We start from the raw sequence: 21861 nt of genomic DNA on the forward strand, positions 1-21861 counted from the left end.
TGGAATCGCTTTGCAACCCGTGAGGAATCAACTCATTCTACCCGGAGTGTGATCACCTGTTGACCACTTAATACCGCATCGGTGCCGACCGACCCCAGAGGGACCGCCGATTCACCGCTCAAGGACATGCTGTGATTCTCACGCGCAGGCTCTAAAACATTGGCCAGGGACAAGGGAACGGCGGTCAATGTCCGGCCATCGATGGCCACCTGCGCATCCGGGGCCAGAAGGGTGACATAGAGCCGGTCGGTCGCGTGCTGGCTGTTCAGCTGGGCGATGGTGGCCGCCACATCCAGAGCCGTGCCTCCCAGCTGCGCCGGCTGCATCAGGCGATCGAGCGTGCCGCCGTCGCTCACCAGCAGGCGCACCTTGCCTGCGGGCAGAGTGGAGGGCAGTTTGACCGGAATGCGGACATTTCTGACCTCGCCGCGCCAGGGCTGTAAGGTTGCTTCAATCGAAAGCGTATCGCCTCCGCGCACCTCGGACTGACTGGACTGCACGGCCTGGATCTGCATGGTGCGCCGGCCGGGCATAGCATCCACACTCAGCTCGATGCCTTCGATCGGGGTGCGGCGGGCGGCGTTGGCGTAGAGCCGGTTGAAGCGCTCGCCGAGTTCCAGAGCGGTCAGCAGGTTGGAGGGTGCAAAGTCGCTGGGTGCGACTAAATTTTCGAACTTCACCGCGGGATAGCCTTTTAGCCGGACGGCGGCGCGCACCCGGTAGGTGGTCTCCGCACCGTACCAGTTCGACTGCATCAGCCCCTGGAAGACCGACACCATCACTGCCGAAGGCGTGATCTGCTCCTGGTCGATGACCTCGAGATGCAGAGTCTTTTCCGCCGCCTCCGCGCCGTCCTGGGCGATGTGTACGGTCAGGGGGATCATCTGCGCCTTGAGCCCGAACTCGCCCTTGATGGCGGTCTCGCGATCTTCGGTGAAGGAGCCGACGGTCTCCGTCGTATTGATGATCTTGAAGGCGTTGTAAGGCGAGGGCAGGGTCGCCACCACCTCGGCCTTGGTCATGGGCATGGAGACGGGACCGAATTGCGTGATGGGATGACCGCAGGCCAGAAGTGTCTTGGGATCAACGTAAGTGACGGTGCAGGTTGCCGAGATATCCAGGTCGCCACGAACCAGGATGGCGCTCACCGCCGAGCCGGGAACGATGGGATCCGGCGTGGGTGCATCGCTGCCCGCACCACCCAATCCCGCGACCGGCGTCAGGCCTAGCCCGGGAGTGTGATCTTTCCAGAGCGCCAGCGCTTCGGGACTGAAGCCGGAGAAGACCAGCGGCGTGTCGATAGGCCGGATCAAGTCGGACCGAATCGGATCGGGGCTGTGTGCGTCGCCGATGTGGCTGCTGCTGGAGAGATCGGCAGCGAGCGAAGTCTCGGTGAGAACCGGCTTCCCTGCAGCTTCATCGCCAATTTTGGGGATCCAGTTCCCTGCGCCCGCTTCCTTATCGCCGCCCCTCTGGTCGCGCACCTGGAGCATCTCTTCGATGGGGGTGATGCCGGCAATCGGCTCCTTGCTGAATTCTCCAATGCGGAAGGCCAGCGCTCCGGCCAGCTTGCCATCGATATACACGGGGCTGCCGCTCATGCCCGCCACCACGCCGGTATATTCGGGCTTGGTTCCATGCAGCCGGGCCAGGATCATGTCCTGACGCGGGCCGATGGCGTTGTGCAGTACGCCGAGAATCTCCACGTCCATCGGCTCCGGCTGGGTGCCTTCAAAAACGGTATATGCCGTCCCCCGCAGGCCGCGATGGATATCCTTCAGCGGGAAAAAATGAGTGGCAGACGGAGGCGGAGCGTTCTGGCCGGGGGTGGCATTCTGGCCAGTCATAAACGAAGCGTGCATCACGCCCAGCAGCACGGCCGCCAGGGAGATGTCCTTTCGAAGGCTTTGCACGTCTCTTAGACTAGAGCAATTCCGAATTTTCCGTATCGGGGAAGAGAATTCCGCGAACTGGAAATACGGAATTGACGATGTCGCAAGGTAGCCCTTGCCGCAAAGTTGATGTAGTCCCACAATTGAGGCTAGTTATGAAATTTGTCTCCGGTCTGTCCGCGGCTGCGTTAACCGCGCTGGTGCTCTCGAGCCCGGCGTTCGCGCAGCAGAGCACTCCTTCGAGCCCGACTCCTCCGGCTCAGCAGCAGCCCAGCACCCAACCTCCCAATCCGCAGGATCAGACCGCGCCCGAGGCTGGAGGACCCACCGGAGACAACGGCTCCATCGCCATTCCTAAAAAGAAAGAAAAGGAGCCCGAGCCGCCTCCACCGCCCGAGCCGACGGTGAAGAACCCTCCCGGATTGCAGAACTTCTCCCTGCGCGTCGATGTCCCGGTGGTCACGCTGGATGTGGGTGTGATCCTCGAGAAGACCCACCAGTTTGTGCCCAACCTGAAAGAAGAGAATTTTCGCGTCTATGAGGATGGAAAGCCTCAGGAGATTGCCAGCTTTCAGCAGATCAAGGCGCCCATCACCGCCGTTCTGCTGGTCGAGTTCGCAGCCAACAGCTACTCCTTCATCTACGATATGCGGAACGCGGCGTACACCTTCGCTGAGCAGCTGCGGCCGGACGACTACGTCGCCGTCATGACCTATGACATGCACACCGAGATCCTGACCGACTTCACTACCGACAAGCGCGTGGTGATGAGCTCTCTTAACCAGCTCACCATTCCCACATGGCACGAGACCAATCTCTTCGACGCGCTGTACCAGACGCTCGATCGCCTGAGCCGCGTGGAAGGCCGGAAGTACGTCGTTTTGGTCTCCTCGGGCCGTGATACCTTCTCGAAGATCACTCTGGACAAGGTGCTGCAGAAGATCAAAGCCACTCCCAACGTCACCATCTTCGCCATTGGCACCGGACAGTTCGCCCGCCTGATGACCGAAGGCCGCGGCGGTATGGGCGGCCAGATCCGCGAAATGGACTATCTCCAGGCCGACAACCAGATGACCACCTTCGCCCGCATGACCGGCGGCATGGCCTTCTTTCCCCGCTTCGCCGGAGAGCTGCCTGACGACTTCGGGCTCATCAACGAGTCCATCCGCAACCAGTACGTGCTCACCTACAAGCCCAGCAACAACAAGCAGGATGGCACCTATCGCAAGCTGCATGTCGAGCTGGTCGACAACGAAGGCCATCCGCTCAAGATGCAGGACGAGAAGCACAAGCCGGTGAAGTACGACGTGATCTCCAGGGACGGGTACAAAGCCAAGCAAGAAGTGGAATAGGACTGGCCGTCCAGGCACACGCGGCTTCGCCGCCAGATCATCCAGCTGCACTCCCTCCGATCGTTTCGCGCTCGATATTATGGGTGCCCAGGTCTCGCTTCTGAGACCTGGGATTCCACATCCGCTGGATCACATTCTTTTGCTATTCCATAGTTGCGCAAATCATGGGAGACTGCAGTTCCCTCCCCAACCGACTGTCATTTTGACGACCAGCGGGAGGTAGAATCTCAGCGGCGTTTCACGAACAGCATCGGGAAGATACTTCGTTGCGACCCGCACAAAGGGGAAAGAGTATGACTACGCAAGTTCCAGGCGCAAAGTGGATATTGCCCGTCGTCTTTGCAGCGTTTGTCTATCCGGTCAACTCTCAAGCGCAGCAACGTGCCATTGAGTCAAATAGTACTCAAGCGCAAACACAGCAGACTGCCCCAGAGGAGCCGAATCCAAGCTCCGCGAACGACCCTAATATCTCAAAGACAGATCAGAGCAATAAGCCGGCAAAGCTGGTAGTGCCGGATCGCGCCATATATCGTTTTTTTCTTCAGCATGTAGGAGACGAAGACGAACGCTTCCGCGAGGCGGAAGCGGCTGGGAAGGATACCTCGAGCATACGTTGGGATTATGCCAAGATATTTAACTTAAGCGATGAAGAGACGGCTCAGATGCTGAGCACGGCCATCGACGGATATTATTCCATCCACGCAAAAGACCAGGAATTTAACGACTTCATCCAGGCTGAGAGAAAGAAATATACCCCCTACGAATGGTCGCGGCTGCCCGTTCTGCCCGAAGCACGCAGGTTAGACAGTGAACGATGGGCGCTGGTGATGAGCACGATGAATCGCATTCATGAAGAACTGGGTGACGAGTCATTCTCGCGGCTGGACGCGGCTATACACCGGACATGGGGCGGCAAACTTTCCGCCGTTCAACCAATTTCTCAAGATAGTACTTCCGTTGAACATCCTCTCAGCAGGCAATAGAGAGCTGGAAATCCTGAAGGACGATTCGACGTCTGACCGATCGGGTGAGCTTTGGCGCGCAGCGCGATGCCTGGACGGCCAGTCCTCCTGTACTCCGCGTCTTTGGCCTGCCATCATGGGTCATGCCTCTTGTCTATCTCCGCGGCTTGATCGGCACCCGGCGCACCGAATCCGCTAATCGCCACCTGGCACGCATCCTGGCCTTCATCGCCGGAGCAGTCAATGCAGGAGGCCTGCTGGCGGTGGGACAATATACCTCGCACATGTCGGGCATCATCTCGTCGATGGCCGACAATCTTTCCACCGGAAGCCTTTCGCTGGTTCTCGGCGGGTTCGGCGCGGTCGGATCTTTTCTCTCCGGCGCTTTCGTCACCACTCTGCTGATTCGATGGGCGCGCGCCCGCCAGTTGGAGAGCGAGTATGCCCTGCCTCTAATGCTTGAGTCGGCGCTGCTGGTGGTCTTCGGCCTCACCGGGCGGGTCTTCGTGGTGGGCCACGCCTTTCTGGATACGGTGATGCTGCTCTGCTTCACCATGGGATTGCAAAACGCCATCATCACCAAGATCTCCGACGCCGTGATCCGCACCACTCACATGACCGGGATGGTGACCGATATCGGCATCTCGCTGGGACGGATCGTTACCACGCTCTATCGACGCGACGGCGATTCGCTCGATGCGGATTATGCGAAGCTGCGCCTCCACACCTCGCTGGTCGGCCTGTTCTTTGCGGGAGGGTTCACCGGCGCCCTCGGCTTCAAACACGCAGGCTTCCTCTTCACCCTGCCGCTCGCCGCGATATTGCTTCTGATGGCAGTCATGCCGGTCATCGATGACGTGCGCCGCTACCGCCAGACGGCGGCCTGAGCAACGGCTCGTAGCCTATTCACTCGAGGAAATTGAATTTCGTTCGTTCGACGTGGGTACATTCCATCCAAGAAGTCCTTGAGCCCATCGACAGAAAAACCATACACATCGATCATGAGGGAATAACTTGTCCCACTGGCCGTTCATTAGTTAGGAGTCATGCGGCGGAGGAATGTGACCTTTCTCTCGCGCCGCAAGTGGCTTCACTTTGTTCCATCTGCTTCCAGGCCTGAAAGGCAATGTATGGCATTCGATCAAATTCAGCACGTCTTCGTCTTAATGCTTGAAAATCGCTCCTTCGACCATCTGCTTGGATTTTCCGGCATCACCGGAACCGACGCCGCCTCCGGTGTTCCAACAGCCTTGAATGGATTGTCGGGGAAAGAAACGAACTCCTTCAATGGAATAACCTCGACAGTCTCTTCCCCTGCGGACTACGCAATGGTCGTCGATCCAGGTCACGAATTCCCGGATGTGCTTGGCCAACTTTGCGGTTCCGATGCCAAGTACACTTCCGGGGGAGCTTATCCCCCGATTGATGATTCCGGCTTCGTCGCTTCCTATGCTGCAGCCTGTCAGAAAGCGCGGCAGACGAGAGATGTCTCGGAAATATTAAAGTGCTACTCTGCCGATCAGCTTCCCGTTCTCAATGCTCTCGCACGGGAGTTCGTAATTTGCGATCAGTGGCATGCGTCCATGCCTGGCCCTACGTGGCCCAACAGGATGTTCGTCCATGCGGCCTCATCAGGCGGCCTCGATCACAGTCCCACCACTGCCGAAATAGCCGAATGGGAGACCATAGCTCCTTTTGCTTTCCCGAATGGAGATATCTTCGACCGTATCGCCGCGAAGGGGTTGCAGCGGCGCCTCTACGCGGGTGACCTTTTCCCGATGATGTCTGCGTTGAAGGGGATCCGGCTGGGCGATATCCGGCAATATGAGCATTTCGCTGCCGACCTGCAGTCTCCCTTTCCTTATAGCTACATCTTCATCGAACCGAGTTACAGCCTGCTCAACGACTACAAAGGCAGCACATCCCAACATCCGCTCGACGATGTCAGGCTCGGAGAAGCCCTGATTAAGGCGACCTACGAAGCTATCCGCAATTCGCCGGTTTGGGACAAGTGTGTACTGATCGTGACGTGGGATGAGCATGGCGGCTTCTACGACCATGCAGTTCCTCCTCCGGCAATCGCTCCGGGAGACACCACTCCGACGAACAGTCATAGCAAGTTCGGATTCACCTTTGAACAATATGGACCGCGGGTTCCGGCTGTCATCATCTCGCCGTGGATTCCCAAGAACATCGTGGACCATCGACTCTATGACCACTCGTCCGTTCCGGCGACCCTGGAAAGACTGTTTGGGATGCCGTCGCTGACAGAGCGCGACAAGGCGGCAAACGACTTGCTTTCCCTTTTTTCACTCAATGCGGCGCGCACCGATACTCCAACCGTCTTGCCGGCGCCGGCGGCGTCCCCGGCTGGCGGGGCGTTCGCACCCGCGGCCATGCCAGATGCAAACGAGGCTCCATCGTTCCCAGTCAGGCCTACGGATTCGGTTGACGACGGCAACCTTCCTGTCGTGGTTGGAGCTGCCATGCAGCAGGATCTCGAACTCTCGCCGCTGGCAGAGCGGGAAGGCATTATCGCGCGGGTTGCGGCCCTGAAGACGCGCTCCGACGCGGCCGCCTACCTGGCAAGCGTTTCAGCAAAACGAAAGGCAGCCCTGGGTCAGCCACCCCGTTGAGGTTGCGGTTTGATGCGGCTTAGGCAGGCAGCGGATGAAGCGATGAATCGCACCTCATCCGCGCTAGACTGTTGCAGCTTCCCGCACCTTTGCGCTCCTCCTCCAGATCACCACCAGCCGCACCATCAACGCCAACGCTCCGCCGATGGCGGTGCACAGGGCGCGGCGGTGGGCGATCTCCGTTTCGGGAATGGTGGCCAGCGCCAGCAGGAAGACGATGTATGCGGTGATGAAGACGGCGAAGAGGGCGTAGTTCACGTTGAGGGTGGCATACGAGAGCCAGGCGAAGATCACGGTGAAGATGGCCAGCCACAACAGCGACGGCGTGAAGTGGGCGACCAGAATCGTGACCAGCCAGGCTCCGGCGATGGTGCCGAGGGTGCGGGCAATGGCGCGGCTGGCGGTGTCGGCGATGGCCGGCTTCAGCACCAGCAGCGCGGTCATCGGAATCCAGTAGCCGCTGGCAAAATTCAACTCGCGATAGATTTCCGTGCTCACCGCCAGGGTGACCATGAGGCGGATCGCGTAGGGTACGACCGAGCCGGTGGCCGATCCGGGGAGACTTCCGGTCTTCACATGACCGGCGACCTCGGCGAGCATGGCGCGCAGCGCCTCCTGCTCGTCGCGGATGTAATGGTGCAGCTCCGTCAAATCGGTGCGGAGCTGACTCCACAGGCTCAGGGCCAGGGTCGACCACAGCACCTGGATGAATCCGCCGGCCAGCAGAAGAGAAGCTCTGACCAGGGCGGCCCGCGCCGAAAAGGGGAAGGCCGAGCCCACCAGCAGGGTCACCACGCACTGCTGCCCTACCCATCCATAGCCTGCCTCGCGGGCGGTGAGCATGCCGTAGCCGAAGCCCCACAGGGCGGCCAGAGGAATCAGGATGGCGTTGCCGTGGCCGGCGATCATGCCGATGAATGTCGAAAAAGCGATGCCCAGCGAGGCCAAAATCATAGGCAGCAAACGAGATTCCCCAATCTGCTGTTTGGCGCCGAAGCCGATGGTCATGGCGCCTCCGGCCGAGATCAGGCCGGCGCCGGGATGGCCGATAAGCAATCCGATGGTCAGGCAGAGCGCTACGGGCAGAACGAAGACCAGATCGGCGGTAAAAGTCTGCTTCTTCCAGTCGAAGATCAGGACGTCGCGGAAAAAAGCCGGGATGCGGGAGGTTTGGGGAGCCGGGGCGGCGATCTCGCCGATGGATTCAGAAGGCATAGCTATCTCAATAAGGATGGCACGAACGTCCCAAGGGTAGGCGCCGAGCGAGGAAGGCCATGAGCCGAATTTGCGGGCAGCCGCATCCAATTTTTCGGATAATGACGGTCCCGGCTCCGTTCGCTCGAGGGCCGGCCGGGATTTCAGGAAGAAAGAACGTGAGGCGCGCCATGGCAATTATTCAAAGCTGCAAGAACTGCGGAACCAAGAACCGGACTCCCACCGCGCATCTCGCCGACACCGGAAAGTGCGGGTCTTGTAAGGCCAGTCTGCCGCCGGTTCATGAGCCTTTGGCTGCGGACGTCGCGCTCTTCGACGACGTGATTCAGAATGCGCGCGTTCCCGTGCTCGTCGATTTCTGGGCCGAGTGGTGCGGACCGTGCCGCATGGCCGCTCCAAACGTGGCTCGTGCCGCGGCGAATATGGCGGGGCAGGCGGTAGTGCTCAAGGTGGATACGGAGGCCAATCCCCAGCTTGCCGCGCGATACAACGTGCGCGGCATTCCTAATTTCGCGGTTTTTGCGAACGGTAAGCTGGTGCAGCAGCAGGCAGGGCTGGTCGGCGCGGAGCAGATGGAAGCGTGGCTGAAATCGGCCGCATCCACTGTTGCGCACTGAGGCAGGAGCGCGCCTTCCCATGGCCGAGCTGTGGCATTGAGCTTGGCTGAAACTGCAGGTCCCTCCACTCCGGTCGGGATGACAATGAAGTGCGGTATGCGAGAAACAAATGACTCGGGGAGCTAGGTAATCACTCCGGAACCTGCCAGCCTGCTCCTACCGTGGCCAGGACGATCTGGTCGCCGGCATTGTCGGAGATGGAGTTTGCCATCTTGGGGAATGCCGCCTCCATGGCATCGGTCTTGGCCCACACCGGCACGTCCATCATGGTGTAGTGGTAGCTGACGTTGCTCTCTACGAAGCCGTTCTGCTTGGCGGGCGGCGTGAATGAATCGATGCTCTTGACGACGCGATGGCCGTAGCAGAAACGTGGGGCGACACGCTCGCCGAGCGGGGTCAGCGTGTAGTTCTCTACATGAATCGCCGGAGCATCCTGCCGCTTCAGCAGCCCGGCGTCGGTCATGGCGTCCATCCGCTTCTTCTCTTCCTTCGCGTCACTGCCCGGGCTCACTTCGTAGGGAAATTTGAGGCCAGTGGGGAAGAGGCATTCGTTGCGGCTCTCGTAATAGGCGTCGATCGCTTTCTCCAGCTTGGCGTTGGTCGGTTTCGTATCGGGGCCGCAGCCAGCGATTGCTAAAAGTCCAAAAAAAAGAGCCATTCCTGTTATCCTGCCGTGCATTCTTGTCCCTCGTTCTTTCATCTGGACGTAAGAAGCAGGTTGCGGCGAAACGGAAGCCTCGTGAAATTAGAAACTTGCAGCTTGAGCTTGGCTCCTCAATGACCCTCATTCCGAGCGCAGCGGGGAAAATCGGCGATATATCGCCGATATATCGCCGATTTTCTTTCTTCCAGTGTTCCTCATAATGACGGGATGTTTCATCGCTAACTGCGGCTGGCGACGGCTGCTCGCTCCCTCTGCTCGCTGGGCAGAGCGCGCTCGGCCTGCGGCACGCTGATGATGGTGTCAGAGGTGCGAATGACGCTGTAGACGACAGCTGCCAATGCTGCACCGATCAACGGAGCGACGATGAACAGCCATAGCTGCTGGATGGCCCAGCCACCGACAAACAGCGCCGGTCCGATGCTGCGCGCCGGATTGACCGAGGTGTTGGTGATGGGAATGCCCACGAGATGAATCAGGACCAGCACCAGGCCGATAGGGATTCCGGCGAAACCTACGGGAGCCTTGATGTCCGTCGATCCCAGGACGGTGAGGACCAGGAAGCCGGTGAGGACGACTTCGGTGAGGAAGCAGGCGGCAAGCGAGTACTGTCCAGGAGAGTGGAGCCCGAAGCCGTTGGCTCCGAGGCCGGAGACGGCTGCGCTGTAACCCTCCGGCGCGCCCTGGGCGATGAAGAGAATCATCGCCGCGGCGATGATCGCTCCGATGATCTGGGCGATGACGTAGCCGATGGCATCCTTGATCCCGATCTTCCTGGCGATGACGATGCCAAGGGTCACGGCGGGATTGATGTGGCATCCCGAAATGGGACCGATGGCGTAGGCCATGGTCAGCAGGGTGAGGCCGAAGGCCAGGGAGACGCCGAGAAATCCGATGTGAGTGCCAGCCAGCACCGCGCTGCCCACACCGCCGAAGACCAGCACAAAGGTGCCGATCAGTTCCGCTGCATATTTCTTCATATTTGTGACCTCGCGAGGGAGTGGATCGTACGGCGAGGTCACTATACGCCCGATTTCGGACAGACCATAGAAAAAATCGCGGCTGCAAATTGTTCCGGATTGGGAAAGAAAGGATAGGTCTGGCAAAGTCAAACCCATTCCTCAGCGGCTGAAGCCGGATCGTTTCTATTGGATTTAATGTACGGGCTGAAGCCCGTACCTACCCTTTAAAATCTTTGTTATTCAAACCCTTTTGTTCTTCGAACCCAAATGCTCCGGGAGTCCATGGTGGCCTTGGTTGCTGGTAGGACCTCTGGTCGCCCTCAGGGGTTAAAGCCCTGTCTTTCTGCCTGATTTGAAGGGAACGGGATGAAGCCCGTACCCTTCCAATCCATTTTGATTGGCCCCCACTGGGATCATGCAATAGTGGTCATTTGCTGGGCAACATCGGCGGCCTTTCCATTGACCGGTTTGGTCAACCATTTCGGCGGTTAGGCGCGAACGCTTTCTGCCGCGTATTGCTCCTTGTACCAGGCGACCGTTCGGCGCAGGCCTTCCTCGAAGCCGATTGCCGGGGCGTAGCCGAAGGCTTCGCGGGCGGCGGAGATATCTGCCAGAGAGTTCTGAATATCGCCGGCGCGCACGGGTCCATAGATTGGCTGCTCTTTGAAATCCAAGAGATCGGCCAGTACCTGAAATGTCTTGTTCAGCGTGTGCCGATCACCACAGGCCACGTTGAATACCCTTCCCGACACCTTTTCGGCCGGGGCGGCCATGGCTTTGAGGTTGGCGGAGACGGCGTTTTCGACATAGGTGAAGTCGCGTCCCTGTTCGCCATCGCCGAAGATGCTGGGCCGTTCGCCGCGCATCATCTGCAAAGTGAATTTGGCCATCACGCCGCTGTAGGGCGAGTCAGGCACTTGGCGCGGACCAAAGATATTGAAGTAGCGGAGGCAGACCGTTTCCAAGCCGTAAACCTGCCAGAAGCTCTTCATGTAGAACTCGCCGGTCAACTTTTGCACCGGATAGGGCGCGATGGGCATGGGGACCATGGTCTCGACGCGCGGAAAGCCGGGCTGGTTTCCATAAGCCGACGATGACGCCGAGTAGACGACGCGCTTGACTCCAGCGGCACGCGCTCCTTCGAGGAGATTGAAGGTGCCGTCGATGTTGGCGGTGTGGCTGGTGCGGGGATCCGTAACCGAGCGCGGGACGGAGGGCAGGGCGGCGACGTGGAAGACTGCGTCGATTCCTTCGCAGGCCCGGGCGGTGCGTTCGGCGTCGCGCAGGTCGCATTCGACGAAGTCGAATTTGTTCTCGATGGCGGACAGATTCTCGCGCTTGCCGGTCTCGAAATTATCGAGACCGCGGACGTCTTCTCCACGCTCGACCAGCGCCTGGGTGAGCCATGAACCAATAAAACCGGCGCAGCCGGTGACTAGATAACGGGGCATATTCCATTATGGTAATTGCTTGGCGGGCGCGAATGCCTCTGCAGATCTCGACAGCGCTACAGCCGGGGCTATACCCGGGCTATATCCAATCTGGGGGCTCGGGCACAGTATCGGCAACCTTCGACAAAACACGCTTCAGTCTATCGACGGAACCCCGCGTGGCGCGCGCCTGCACCTTCGACCAATCGCCAACGCCTTCGCTCACCAGAGCTGCTACCAGCCTGTCGACGGAAACGTGATCTGATTCCGCAAGTTTCGCGGCCTGTTGATAGATTTCGTCCGGCAGTTGAATCGTCTTCATGGCAGATCCTTCAACAGTATGCTCGTATGTCGCACGACCTGATACACGAGGCAATTTTCCCCTTCCTTTGTGTTTCTGGAATCATGACACGCGCTAAGGCATACTGGAGATGCATGAACGAACTCCTCCCATTCAGACTGGAACCTTACTTTCGCACCCGCATTTGGGGATTCAACGATTTAAACCCCTGGTACGACTACAAGACCGATGGCGAGCCCATCGGCGAGGTGTGGCTTACCGGAGAGATGTGCACCGCGGCCACCGGGCCGCTGGCTGGACAATCGCTCACCGAGATCACCAAAAAGCTGGGCCGCGGACTGCTGGGCACGGCTTACGGCACGGGCGAGTTTCCCTTGCTGATCAAGCTGCTGTTTCCCAAGGAAAAACTGAGCGTGCAAGTGCATCCCGACGATGCCATGGCACAGAAGTACGGTGAGCCGCGCGGCAAGACCGAGTGCTGGTATGCGCTGGATGCGAAACCCGGCGCAGCGGTGGCGTTGGGCATGCGTCCCGGAGTGACCGCCGACCAGATTCGCGCGTCCATCGAATCAGCCACGCTCGAAGATTTGCTGGAGATGGTGCCGGTCAGCAAAGGCGACATGCTCTTTGTCGATGCCGGCACGGTGCACGCCATGGGGCCGGGGGTGGTCATCCTCGAGACGCAGCAGACCAGCGACCGCACCTATCGCATGTATGACTACGGACGGCCGCGCGAGCTGCACATCGACAAGTCCCTGGAAGCGATGCGGGTGAAGACGCGGGCGGGAAAGATTCCGGCACACGCGGAGAACGGCCACAGCGTGCTGATCGACGAGAAGTATTTCAAGATCGAGCGCTGGGATGTGCCGAAGCCGGGCGACACCGGCAGGCTTGCCGCAAGCACGGGATCGGTGCAGATGTTCTTCGTCGTCGACGGGGCGCTGCGCATTTCGGCCGAAGGCGGCGAGATATTTACGGTTGGGCGCTGCGAACTCGCGGTGGTTCCTGCCGAGTCGCACGAGGTGCGCATCGAGGCTGAGTCTCCAGCGACCGTGATCCGGATCTATCCCAATTCTGTATGAAGTGCTGGCCAAACTCTGTTTAAAGTGCCAGCCAAACTCGGCATGAATTTTTAGCGTTCGCTGGTGTTCCTTCAGCATGAGACGGACTGGGCGGCAATCGCGCCGGCCAGTCCGCCTCGCAGATGTATAACTAGCAGTCCCTTCTTCCAAAGAAAGGCGACAACGATTGACGATCGACTTCCGCCCAGTCATTCTTGCCGGAGGCAGCGGTACGCGCTTCTGGCCACGCAGCCGTAAAGCCCGCGCCAAGCAGGTCTTGACCCTCGACGGCGAGCGCAGCATGATTCAGCGGACGGTCGACCGGCTGCAGCCGCTGGCTAAGCCGGAAGACGTCTGGGTGATCACCAACGATCTGCTCTCCGACACCATCTGCGGGCAGCTCGAGGTGGTTCCCGACGAGCAGGTGGTTTGCGAACCAGCTGCGCGCAATACCGCTCCGGCAGCGGGACTGGCGGCTTTGATCATCGAGCGCAGCAATCCCGACGCGGTGCTGGGGATGTTCCCCGCCGATCATGTAATTGCCGACGAGCCGGGCTTCCGCGCGGTGATCGAGCGTGCGATTCAAGTCGCGGCGTCCGGCGAAACTATGGTTGTGCTGGGCGTGACGCCGACGCGTCCCGAGACCGGCTACGGCTATATCGAAACCGGCCACGTGCTGGAGGGCGGCATGGCCCGCGTCCGCCGCTTCACCGAGAAGCCGAACCAGGAACGCGCGGAGCAGTTCGTCGCTGCCGGGAATTACCACTGGAACAGCGGCATCTTTATCTGGAGCGCTCGAACCCTGGCCAACGCGGTGCGCGAACATCTGCCGGAGATGACTCCGCTGCTCGAGGAGATCGCGGCGGCATTCGGCACGCCACGTTTCCAGGAAGTCTTTGCCGAGAACTACCCGAAGTGCGAGAACATCAGCGTGGATTACGCGATTCTCGAACCGCGTTCGGCCAAGGGCGAGCATCATTCGAACCTGTATTGCCTGCCAGCGAACTTCGGCTGGAACGACCTGGGGTCGTGGGCCGCTCTCTTCGAACACCAGCATGGCATGCAGGTGAATACCGATGAGCAGGGCAATGTGAGCGAGAGCACCGGCAGCCTGGCTTTCGACGCGAGGAACAATTATGTCTTCGCCCCCAATAAATTCGTAGCGCTGGTCGGAGTCGATGACCTGGTGGTGGTGGAGACCGAAGACGCGGTGCTGATTACCAGCCGCCATCACTCACAGGACGTCGGCAAGGTGGTGAAAGAGCTGGCGGCGCGCGGACGTAAAGACCTCATATAGTCAACTTCCGGTACGGTCGCGCTTCGATTGATATACTTTCCTCGACGTATATCCAGCCGGGAGGTTGAGTTATGCAGGTTGCAAAATGGGGTAACAGTCTTGCGGTGCGGCTGCCCGCCGCTGTCGTGGAGGCTCTCGATCTGAAGGAAGGCGACCAGATCGAGATCAGGGTTGCGGGGGAACGCGAGTTTGAAGTGAGCCGCGACGAGACACGGGAACGGGCACTGGCAAAACTGAGAGAGCTGCGTCGGCCGTTCCCTCCCGACTTCAAGTTCGATCGGGAAGAGGCGAATGCCCGCTAATGTTTTTTTCGACACGTCGGTGGTAGTTTATGCCTTGAAAAAGGATGATCCGCGAGCGGCGACGGCCGAACATTTACTTTCCTCCGGCGGCTTCATCAGCGTGCAGGTACTGAATGAATTCGTGAATGTCACACGTCTCAAACTGAAGATGGACTGGCATTCGATCGGAGAAGCACTGCAAGGTTTACGCGACCTGTGTTCGCCCGCAGCGGCGCTTACTCTCGAAACCCACGAGGCGGCGTTCAAAATAGCGCAGCGCTATGGTTTTCATATTTACGACTCGCTGATTCTTGCATCTGCCATCGAAGCAGGATGCGCAATCCTTTACTCGGAAGACCTGCAGCATGGACAGAAGATTGGTTCGCTCACGATCCAGAACCCCTTTCTTCACGTGTAGTGTTTAACTTCGAAGCGATGTCGATGACCTTTCAGCCTTAGAACCGGATCATCGTCTTTGCGTCGCGGTTCGTAATTCCTAATTGACTCGATACATCCTACCGGTAGACATAAGGAGGAGCATGGGTACACCCACTGCCATCAAGTTTGGAACCGACGGCTGGCGCGGACTTATCGCCGACGACTTTACCTTCGACAACGTTCGGGTCGCGGCATCAGCGATCGCCAACTATCTGCATGCGAGCACCGATCCCAAGGAAGATCCGAAGAAGGGTGTCTGCATCGGGTACGACACGCGCTTTGCTTCGGACCGCTTCGCGAAAGCTGTGGCCGAGGTGATCGCTGCTTCGGGGATTCCGGTGAAGCTGGCGACGGGCATTACCCCCACGCCTGCCTTGTCTTATGGAGTTCGGAATCTCGGCGCAGCGGGCGGAGTGATGATTACCTCCAGCCATAATCCCTTCCAGTGGAATGGCGTGAAGTACAAGGCCTACTACGGCGGATCGGGCAAGCCTTCGATCATCTCGGCAATTGAGTCGCACCTCAGCGATCCGGTTCGCAAGGCGGAGAAGCCGGCGGCCATCGAGAGCTACGACTTTCTACCCGAGTACCTTGCCGCGATCAAGAAATTCGCCGATCTTCCGCTGATTGCGAAATCGGGGATGAAGTTTGCCGTGGATTGCATGTACGGCGCGGGCAGCGGGATCATCTCCGGCATCTTTCAGGAGATCGGCGTGGACCACGTCGAGATTCGCGCCGAGCATGATCCGCTGTTTCCGGGCATCAATCCCGAGCCCATCGAGCCGCACATCAATGCCCTGGAAAAGGCTGTTGTCGAGCACAAGTGCGCGGCCGGGCTGGCTACCGACGGGGATGCCGACCGCATCGGCGCGGCGGACGAACATGGAAACTTCGTCGATCCGCACAAAATTTATGCGGTGCTGCTGGAGTGGCTGCTCTCGCGCAAGAAGTGGCCGGGCGACGTGACGCGCGCCTTCAACACCACCTGCATGCTGGACCGCATCTGCGAGCGCTATGGGCGCAAACTGTATGAGCATGGCATCGGCTTCAAGTATGTCTGCGACCTGATGCTCGAAAAAGACATTCTGATCGGCGGCGAGGAGTCGGGCGGCATCGGCATCTCGCGCCACCTGCCGGAGCGTGATGGACTGCTTAACTCGCTGCTGTTAGCCAACGTGATGGCCGAGGAAGGCAAGACGCTGGGGCAACTGGTTCAGCATCTTCAGGAACAGTATGGCGAGCATCAGTATGGGCGGATCGATCTGCATATTCCCGATGCGCAGAAGAATGCGGCGATCGCTCGCGCCAGGGCCGGGGTCAAGGAGTTCGCCGGCATGAAGGTTGAGCATGTCGAGACTCTCGACGGCATCAAGTTCTTCCTCGACAATCCCGAAGCCAAGACCAAGCCGAATGCCGCGAAGACCTGGCTGTTGCTGCGCGCCTCGGGAACCGAGCCGCTGATGCGCATCTACTCCGAGTCATGCTCGAAGGAGTCAGTGACGAAGTTACTGGAAGCGGCGCGGGCGTTTGCGATGAATTCGTAAAGGAATGTGAATCCCACGTCTGAAAACCAGACGTGGGGCAGGACTGGCCGTCCAGGCGGTCGCGCCTTTTGCGCTGCGGGATTGTGTCATCCCACATCTCAGAAGCGAGATGTGGGGCACCCGGCTCGTCGATAGCGCTAACATGGAGTGAAGCTGCCAGGAGGTGCAACTATGGCCGATTCCGCTCCTGCTTATCCTTACGAAACCCGCTTAAACATTCTCTTTCCGGCGATGGAAGTGATCGACGAAAAGGCGATCGCCGATGGCAACCAGTACAAGTGGTTCAATCAGACGCTGTGCAAGGTGAACGATTCGGTCGTCCGCATGGGCGTGATCGAGGGTGAGTATCACTGGCATAAGCACGACGAGGACGACGAATTCTTTTACGTGGTCGAAGGGCAATTGTTGATCGATTTCGAGGACCGCGAAATCGCGCTGTCGCCTAGACAAGGGTACGTGGTGCCCAAGGGGGTGGTTCACCGCACCCGCGCACTGCAGAGGACGGTCATCTTGATGGTCGAGAATGCCGGGATTATCCCGACCGGCGACTAGGAATCAAAATGACATGCTGATGCTTTAAAGTTCATCCGATCTTTGCATTTTCGCGCTGCCTGCCGGACGGTAGCGGAATCAAAGGTATATAAAGCTCGAAGAGTTAACTCCGAAAGGTTTGAGGCACGATCATGAGCACATCTCCTGCTGTTACCCAGACTCCACTGACCGAACTGAGCGCCTGGAAAGCCCTTACCTCCCATCACGAGAAGATTCATACCAGGCACCTGCGCGAGCTTTTCGCGGAAGATCCCAGCCGCGGCACCCGTCTGAAGGCCGAAGCCGAGGGCATCTATCTCGACTACTCGAAGCACCGCATCACCGATGAGACGATCAAGCTGCTTCTGCAACTGGCCGAGGAGAGCGGACTGAAAGAGCGCATCGAGGCCATGTTCCGCGGCGACAAGATCAACATCACGGAGAAGCGCGCCGTCCTGCATGTCGCGCTGCGCGCTCCCAAGGGCGAGAAGATTGTCGTCGACGGGCAGGACGTGGTTCCCGAGGTGCATGCCGTTCTCGACCACATGTCGGCCTTTTCGGAGCGCATCCGCAGCGGCGAGTGGAAGGGGCACACCGGCAAGCGGATCAAGAATGTCGTGAATATCGGCATCGGCGGCTCCGATCTCGGCCCGGTAATGGCCTATGAGGCGTTGAAGCACTACAGCCAGCGCGATATGACCTTCCGCTTCGTCTCCAACGTCGATGGAACGGACTTTGCCGAAGCCACGATCGATCTCGACGCCGAAGAGACCCTGTTCATCATCTCGTCGAAGACCTTCACCACGCTCGAGACCATGACCAACGCGCACACGGCGCGGGAGTGGGCGCTGAAGAAGCTGGGCGACGACAAGGCAATCGCGAAGCACTTCGTCGCCGTCTCGACCAACGCCGAAGAGGTGACCAAGTTCGGCATCGATACGGCGAACATGTTTGGCTTCTGGGACTGGGTCGGCGGCCGTTATTCGATGGATTCGGCGATTGGGCTCTCCACCATGCTGGCGGTTGGGCCGGAAAACTTCCGCAAGCTGCTGGCCGGCTTCCACGCGATGGACGAGCACTTCCGCAGCACGCCTTTTGCTCAGAACCTGCCGGTGCTGATGGGTCTGCTCTCCATCTGGTACAACGATTTCTTCGACGCGCAGACGGTGGCGGTGCTGCCTTACGACCAATACCTGAAACGCTTCCCTGCGTATCTCCAGCAGCTGACCATGGAGAGCAACGGCAAGCATGTGACGCTCTCCGGCGAGCATGTGAAGTACGAGACCGGACCGATCTTCTGGGGTGAGCCCGGAACCAACGGCCAGCACTCGTTCTATCAGCTCATCCACCAGGGAACGAAGCTGATCCCCTGCGACTTCATCGGCTTCGCGAAGACGCTCAATCCGCTGGGGAATCATCATGACCTGCTGATGGCGAATGTGTTTGCGCAGACGGAAGCGCTGGCCTTTGGCAAGACCGCGGAGGAAGTGAAGGCCGAGGGAACCCCCGATTGGCTGGTCCCGCACCGCGTCTTTGAGGGCAATCGTCCATCGAACACGCTGCTGCTCGAAGAGCTGACTCCTGAATCTCTGGGCAAGCTGGTGGCACTCTACGAACACAGCGTCTTCACCCAGGGAGCCATCTGGCAGATCGATTCCTTCGATCAGTGGGGCGTCGAGCTGGGCAAGGTTCTGGCCAAGCGCATCATTGGCGAACTGGAGGGTCCGAAGCCCACCGACAAGCACGACAGCTCGACCAATACTCTGATTACGCATTACAAGAAACAGCGCGGTTAGAGCATCAGGAGCAAGAACTTCCGGGGACGGTCTTCTGGGAATACTCAGGAGCCGTTCCCAAAACTTTTTCGGCCGTCCAGGGTTCAAACTGGTAACGCTTTGGACAGAATCCGCGTCCATGTTGAAGTGGCTTGGAGCGGAAAGTCATGAAGTCAAGAGGGTCAGCGACATGAGTATCAATCGCAGCAATATTCCAAGTATCCGTCGGACAGGTTCCATTGTTCTTCTGTCCGGCTGCCTGTGGTTTTCAGCGGCACCTGTCTTGCTGGCGCAGACGGCTCCGGCATCGGAGCAGATGTCGCAGAACGATAAAGACCTGCAAACAAATATCGCCGGCGCGTTGAGCAAGGATTCGACGCTGCAAGGGCAGCAGATTACCGCGGCCGTCTCGGGCGGGCAGGTGACGCTCAGCGGAACGGTGCAGACCAATGCGCAGCGCCTGCAGGCGGAGACGATCGTGGCCGGGATGCAGGGAGTCAGCGGCATCCTGAACAATATTGCGGTCAGCAATCCGAACTCGCCTCTGCCGTCGTCCGCCATCAGCGCACAGCAGCAGCAAGATACTACGGCGCAGGACCAGGCTCCTCCTGCGACGCAAGATCAGGCTCCGCCGCCGCCGCCAGATCCGGCTACCGGCGCGCAGCAGCCTGGACAGAATCAGGGCTACGGCGCTCCGCCGCCGTCCGCCCAGCCCTATCCTGGCACGGGACGGCCGCAGTACCAAGCGCAGCCCGGCTATCAGCAACAGCCTTATCCCTACCAACAGCAGGGCTACAACGCACCTCCTCCGCCCCAGCAACCGAGCGGTCCGGTTACGCTGGGCGCAGGGACTCTGGTGCGAGTCCGCCTGAGTGAGCCGCTGGATACCGCGCACGTGAAGAATGGAGCCTACTTCCAGGCAACCGCCGCCGCGGACGTTTACCAGGGTGGCGTGCTGGCCATTCCGCGCGGCGCTGTGCTGACCGGGCAGGTCGTCGAAGCAAAGGACGGCGGCGCACTGGGCGGATCGGCGATTCTGCGCCTCAACCTGACCAACATCAATCTCGAAGGCCGCAGCTATCCGATTGCGACCGACGTGTGGTCGAACAAGGGACCGAATAAGGCCGGCTACACTGCCGCGAATACCGTTGGTGGAGCAGCCATTGGCGCGATCATCGGCGGCATTGTGGGACGCGGCGCGGGAGCGGCTATCGGCGCAGGCGTAGGCGGAGCCGCAGGCCTGGGAGCATCCGCGGCGACCAACGGTCCGCGGCTGGTGCTGCCCACGGAAGCGCAGGTGGATTTTCACCTGACGACTCCGGTCACGGTGCAGCCGGTCTCCTGGCAGGAGGCGCAGCGCCTGGCCACGGCCAGCACGCCGCAGCAACCGCGGCTGGTTCGGCGGGCTTATCCCTATCCGTATGGCTACGGGTATCCGCCCCCGCCGCCTCCGGGATATTACCCTTATTAATCAGCTAAGCTATTTTGAATCAGCGTGGAAAAGGCCAGATGGGATCTCCCATCTGGCCTTTTTTATGATGCCGTTGCGCTGGGTTTGGGAAGCAAATTTCCGGGGCTGAAGCCGTGAAATTGTCTACAAACCCTCCTCTATCTCGCGAGCAAGAGCATTCCCTCAGCGGCTGAAGCCGCGCTCATTTTGTTTGGTTTATGTACGGCCTGAAGGCCGTATCTACCAAGACCGGACTTTGTCGGCAATTTATTCGTGAGGCTGAAGCCTCACGCTCCCTCCGAACCTCTCTGAAAAGAATCGCCGATTGATTCGCAACCGATGACCGGATGGAATTCTTTAACTGGGATTCACACTGATCTTTATCCATTGTGGATAACGCTGGCCTTTCCTTTCTGGTGCTTTTCATGCGCTCTTGCCTAAGGTCCAGCTAGAATTAAAGGATGGGCATACCTGCTCCGGAGCCGAACCCAGCGATCTCCAGACGCCGCTTTCTGGCTTTGTCCGGCGCCCTGGCGATCGGCCTGCCACTGTATTCGGCGGAGATTGCCCGGCATGAGATCAGCGTCGAGCATGTGACGATTCCCATGCCTCGAATGGCGGATGTCTTTCGCGGCACGCGGATGATTCAGATCTCCGATCTGCATTACGCGAATTACACCGAGCCGTTTTTCATCAAGCAGGTTGTGGAGCATGTGAACCGGCTGAAAGGCGACATCGTCGTCTTTACCGGGGATTATATTTCCGTCGGCCTATGGACTCCCCAGGATATTGCCCGCTTTGCCTATAGCTGTGCCGAAATCCTGAGCGGCGTGACCTGCCCGATTCGCTATGCGGTTTTGGGAAATCATGACTACGCCTTCAACTCGAAGATCGTTACAGATGCGCTACTAAGCCATAACATTCCCGTGCTGACCAACCGATCCGAGCCCCTGGAGCGGGATGGGAAACGGCTGTGGTTTGCCGGCACCGGCGACGCGCTTTCGCACTCGGCGGATCTGGATCGCGCCATTCCCCGGGCCTCAATCACGGGCGGCGAACCGGTGATTCTGCTGACCCACGAGCCGGATATCGTGAAATATGTTGCGCCTTACGGAGTCGACCTGATGCTTTCGGGACACACCCACGGCGGGCAGATTCGGATACCGTTTTTACCCCCGCTTTTTCTTCCCCAGCTGGGCGCGGAGTTCATCGAGGGGCTGTTCCGGGTGGGCAATACCAATCTCTACGTCAATCGCGGAATCGGGTCGGTCGGCCTGCCGCTCCGGTTCAACTGCCCGCCTGAGATTACGGTGTTGACACTGGCCTAACTGTCGCTGACAGTTCACACTACCGGCTACCGGGTCATTTATACTGAAGGCACTTCCTGTAAAAGCCAGGAAAAATCTTCTCGCGCAGCCCGATGCCGTGGGCCTGGTGCTGCAGCCGAGCTTTTGAC

General features: G+C 59.3%; 19 protein-coding genes and 1 pseudogene. 14 read left to right on the forward strand and 6 right to left on the reverse strand.

Features of this window, described 5'->3' with window-relative positions:
- Nucleotides 1-32: 32 nt before the first annotated feature.
- Complete coding sequence (locus tag XX99_RS26310) at nt 33-1913, reverse strand: SpoIVB peptidase S55 domain-containing protein (protein ID WP_050062352.1); 1881 nt, start codon at nt 1911-1913, stop codon at nt 33-35.
- A gap of 134 nt (nt 1914-2047) precedes the next feature.
- Between XX99_RS26310 and XX99_RS26315 the strand changes: the two genes are divergently transcribed.
- From XX99_RS26315 to XX99_RS26330, 4 genes and pseudogenes are all read left to right on the forward strand, one after another.
- Nucleotides 2048-3244 (forward strand): VWA domain-containing protein, encoded by a 1197-nt coding sequence (locus XX99_RS26315; protein ID WP_231581632.1) that lies wholly within the window; start codon nt 2048-2050, stop codon nt 3242-3244.
- A 293-nt stretch (nt 3245-3537) separates the two neighbouring features.
- A complete protein-coding gene (locus XX99_RS26320; protein ID WP_050062354.1) occupies nt 3538-4227 on the forward strand; it encodes a hypothetical protein in 690 nt (229 codons plus the stop codon).
- Between the two features lie 122 nt (nt 4228-4349).
- A pseudogene (locus tag XX99_RS26325) lies at nt 4350-5069 on the forward strand (YoaK family protein); the annotation flags it as partial.
- A gap of 267 nt (nt 5070-5336) precedes the next feature.
- Nucleotides 5337-6842 (forward strand): alkaline phosphatase family protein, encoded by a 1506-nt coding sequence (locus XX99_RS26330; protein ID WP_050062355.1) that lies wholly within the window; start codon nt 5337-5339, stop codon nt 6840-6842.
- 63 nt (nt 6843-6905) lie between these two features.
- Here XX99_RS26330 and XX99_RS26335 read toward each other — a convergent pair whose 3' ends face one another.
- Entirely contained in the window at nt 6906-8057 is a 1152-nt protein-coding gene (locus XX99_RS26335) for an FUSC family protein (protein WP_050062356.1), read from the reverse strand.
- Nucleotides 8058-8227: 170 nt separating this feature from the next.
- Here XX99_RS26335 and trxA point away from each other — a divergent pair, with 170 nt between their 5' ends.
- On the forward strand, nt 8228-8674 hold the full coding sequence (gene trxA / locus XX99_RS26340) for a thioredoxin (RefSeq protein ID WP_050062357.1): 447 nt from the start codon (nt 8228-8230) through the stop codon (nt 8672-8674).
- Between the two features lie 130 nt (nt 8675-8804).
- Here the strand turns inward: trxA and XX99_RS26345 are convergent, their stop codons facing one another.
- The 4 genes from XX99_RS26345 to XX99_RS26360 all read right to left on the reverse strand — a co-directional run bounded on the left by XX99_RS26345 (nt 8805) and on the right by XX99_RS26360 (nt 12049).
- On the reverse strand, nt 8805-9332 hold the full coding sequence (locus tag XX99_RS26345; protein WP_050062358.1) for a hypothetical protein: 528 nt from the start codon (nt 9330-9332) through the stop codon (nt 8805-8807).
- Nucleotides 9333-9556: 224 nt separating this feature from the next.
- Nucleotides 9557-10315 (reverse strand): aquaporin Z, encoded by a 759-nt coding sequence (gene aqpZ, locus XX99_RS26350; RefSeq protein ID WP_050062359.1) that lies wholly within the window; start codon nt 10313-10315, stop codon nt 9557-9559.
- A 470-nt stretch (nt 10316-10785) separates the two neighbouring features.
- The gene (locus tag XX99_RS26355; RefSeq protein WP_050062360.1) at nt 10786-11748 is read right to left on the reverse strand and encodes an SDR family oxidoreductase; all 963 of its coding nucleotides are present in this window, start codon (nt 11746-11748) and stop codon (nt 10786-10788) included.
- 79 nt (nt 11749-11827) lie between these two features.
- Nucleotides 11828-12049 carry a hypothetical protein gene (locus tag XX99_RS26360; protein ID WP_050062361.1) on the reverse strand — a complete coding sequence of 74 codons (222 nt, stop codon included), beginning with the start codon at nt 12047-12049 and terminating at the stop codon, nt 11828-11830.
- 113 nt (nt 12050-12162) lie between these two features.
- On the opposite strand from XX99_RS26360, the gene XX99_RS26365 reads away from it, so the two are divergent.
- The 9 genes from XX99_RS26365 to XX99_RS26405 all read left to right on the forward strand — a co-directional run bounded on the left by XX99_RS26365 (nt 12163) and on the right by XX99_RS26405 (nt 21733).
- A complete protein-coding gene (locus tag XX99_RS26365; RefSeq protein WP_050062362.1) occupies nt 12163-13110 on the forward strand; it encodes a type I phosphomannose isomerase catalytic subunit in 948 nt (315 codons plus the stop codon).
- Nucleotides 13111-13276: 166 nt separating this feature from the next.
- Nucleotides 13277-14386, forward strand: coding sequence for a mannose-1-phosphate guanylyltransferase (locus tag XX99_RS26370; RefSeq protein WP_050062363.1), 1110 nt, complete (start codon nt 13277-13279; stop codon nt 14384-14386).
- 71 nt (nt 14387-14457) lie between these two features.
- Nucleotides 14458-14688 carry an AbrB/MazE/SpoVT family DNA-binding domain-containing protein gene (locus XX99_RS26375; protein WP_050062364.1) on the forward strand — a complete coding sequence of 77 codons (231 nt, stop codon included), beginning with the start codon at nt 14458-14460 and terminating at the stop codon, nt 14686-14688.
- The gene (locus XX99_RS26380) at nt 14678-15085 is read left to right on the forward strand and encodes a PIN domain-containing protein (RefSeq protein ID WP_050062365.1); all 408 of its coding nucleotides are present in this window, start codon (nt 14678-14680) and stop codon (nt 15083-15085) included. The genes XX99_RS26375 and XX99_RS26380 overlap by 11 nt, the downstream gene beginning before the upstream one ends.
- A gap of 121 nt (nt 15086-15206) precedes the next feature.
- Nucleotides 15207-16649, forward strand: coding sequence for a phosphoglucomutase/phosphomannomutase family protein (locus tag XX99_RS26385; protein ID WP_050062366.1), 1443 nt, complete (start codon nt 15207-15209; stop codon nt 16647-16649).
- A 171-nt stretch (nt 16650-16820) separates the two neighbouring features.
- Nucleotides 16821-17201, forward strand: a complete 381-nt coding sequence (locus tag XX99_RS26390) for a cupin domain-containing protein (RefSeq protein ID WP_050062367.1) — start codon at nt 16821-16823, stop codon at nt 17199-17201.
- A gap of 131 nt (nt 17202-17332) precedes the next feature.
- Nucleotides 17333-18976, forward strand: a complete 1644-nt coding sequence (gene pgi, locus XX99_RS26395) for a glucose-6-phosphate isomerase (protein ID WP_050062368.1) — start codon at nt 17333-17335, stop codon at nt 18974-18976.
- 169 nt (nt 18977-19145) lie between these two features.
- Nucleotides 19146-20426, forward strand: coding sequence for a BON domain-containing protein (locus tag XX99_RS27905; protein WP_050062369.1), 1281 nt, complete (start codon nt 19146-19148; stop codon nt 20424-20426).
- Between the two features lie 440 nt (nt 20427-20866).
- Nucleotides 20867-21733, forward strand: a complete 867-nt coding sequence (locus tag XX99_RS26405) for a metallophosphoesterase (RefSeq protein ID WP_050062370.1) — start codon at nt 20867-20869, stop codon at nt 21731-21733.
- Nucleotides 21734-21861 lie beyond the last annotated feature (128 nt).

Origin of the sequence: Silvibacterium bohemicum, from assembly GCF_001006305.1 — a bacterium.
GTDB classification, from domain to species: domain Bacteria; phylum Acidobacteriota; class Terriglobia; order Terriglobales; family Acidobacteriaceae; genus Silvibacterium; species Silvibacterium bohemicum.

What these genes read in the sequence shown, in the direction of transcription:
- XX99_RS26360 (WP_050062361.1), bottom strand. Translation starts at nt 12,049, where the DNA reads ATGAAGACGATTCAACTGCCGGACGAAATCTATCAACAGGCCGCGAAA.
- trxA (WP_050062357.1), top strand. Translation starts at nt 8,228, where the DNA reads ATGGCAATTATTCAAAGCTGCAAGAACTGCGGAACCAAGAACCGGACT.
- XX99_RS26330 (WP_050062355.1), top strand. Translation starts at nt 5,337, where the DNA reads ATGGCATTCGATCAAATTCAGCACGTCTTCGTCTTAATGCTTGAAAAT.
- XX99_RS26365 (WP_050062362.1), top strand. Translation starts at nt 12,163, where the DNA reads ATGAACGAACTCCTCCCATTCAGACTGGAACCTTACTTTCGCACCCGC.
- XX99_RS26380 (WP_050062365.1), top strand. Translation starts at nt 14,678, where the DNA reads ATGCCCGCTAATGTTTTTTTCGACACGTCGGTGGTAGTTTATGCCTTG.
- pgi (WP_050062368.1), top strand. Translation starts at nt 17,333, where the DNA reads ATGAGCACATCTCCTGCTGTTACCCAGACTCCACTGACCGAACTGAGC.
- XX99_RS26335 (WP_050062356.1), bottom strand. Translation starts at nt 8,057, where the DNA reads ATGCCTTCTGAATCCATCGGCGAGATCGCCGCCCCGGCTCCCCAAACC.
- aqpZ (WP_050062359.1), bottom strand. Translation starts at nt 10,315, where the DNA reads ATGAAGAAATATGCAGCGGAACTGATCGGCACCTTTGTGCTGGTCTTC.
- XX99_RS26315 (WP_231581632.1), top strand. Translation starts at nt 2,048, where the DNA reads ATGAAATTTGTCTCCGGTCTGTCCGCGGCTGCGTTAACCGCGCTGGTG.
- XX99_RS26390 (WP_050062367.1), top strand. Translation starts at nt 16,821, where the DNA reads ATGGCCGATTCCGCTCCTGCTTATCCTTACGAAACCCGCTTAAACATT.
- XX99_RS26385 (WP_050062366.1), top strand. Translation starts at nt 15,207, where the DNA reads ATGGGTACACCCACTGCCATCAAGTTTGGAACCGACGGCTGGCGCGGA.
- XX99_RS26405 (WP_050062370.1), top strand. Translation starts at nt 20,867, where the DNA reads ATGGGCATACCTGCTCCGGAGCCGAACCCAGCGATCTCCAGACGCCGC.
- XX99_RS26345 (WP_050062358.1), bottom strand. Translation starts at nt 9,332, where the DNA reads ATGGCTCTTTTTTTTGGACTTTTAGCAATCGCTGGCTGCGGCCCCGAT.
- XX99_RS26375 (WP_050062364.1), top strand. Translation starts at nt 14,458, where the DNA reads ATGCAGGTTGCAAAATGGGGTAACAGTCTTGCGGTGCGGCTGCCCGCC.
- XX99_RS26355 (WP_050062360.1), bottom strand. Translation starts at nt 11,748, where the DNA reads ATGCCCCGTTATCTAGTCACCGGCTGCGCCGGTTTTATTGGTTCATGG.
- XX99_RS27905 (WP_050062369.1), top strand. Translation starts at nt 19,146, where the DNA reads ATGAGTATCAATCGCAGCAATATTCCAAGTATCCGTCGGACAGGTTCC.
- XX99_RS26320 (WP_050062354.1), top strand. Translation starts at nt 3,538, where the DNA reads ATGACTACGCAAGTTCCAGGCGCAAAGTGGATATTGCCCGTCGTCTTT.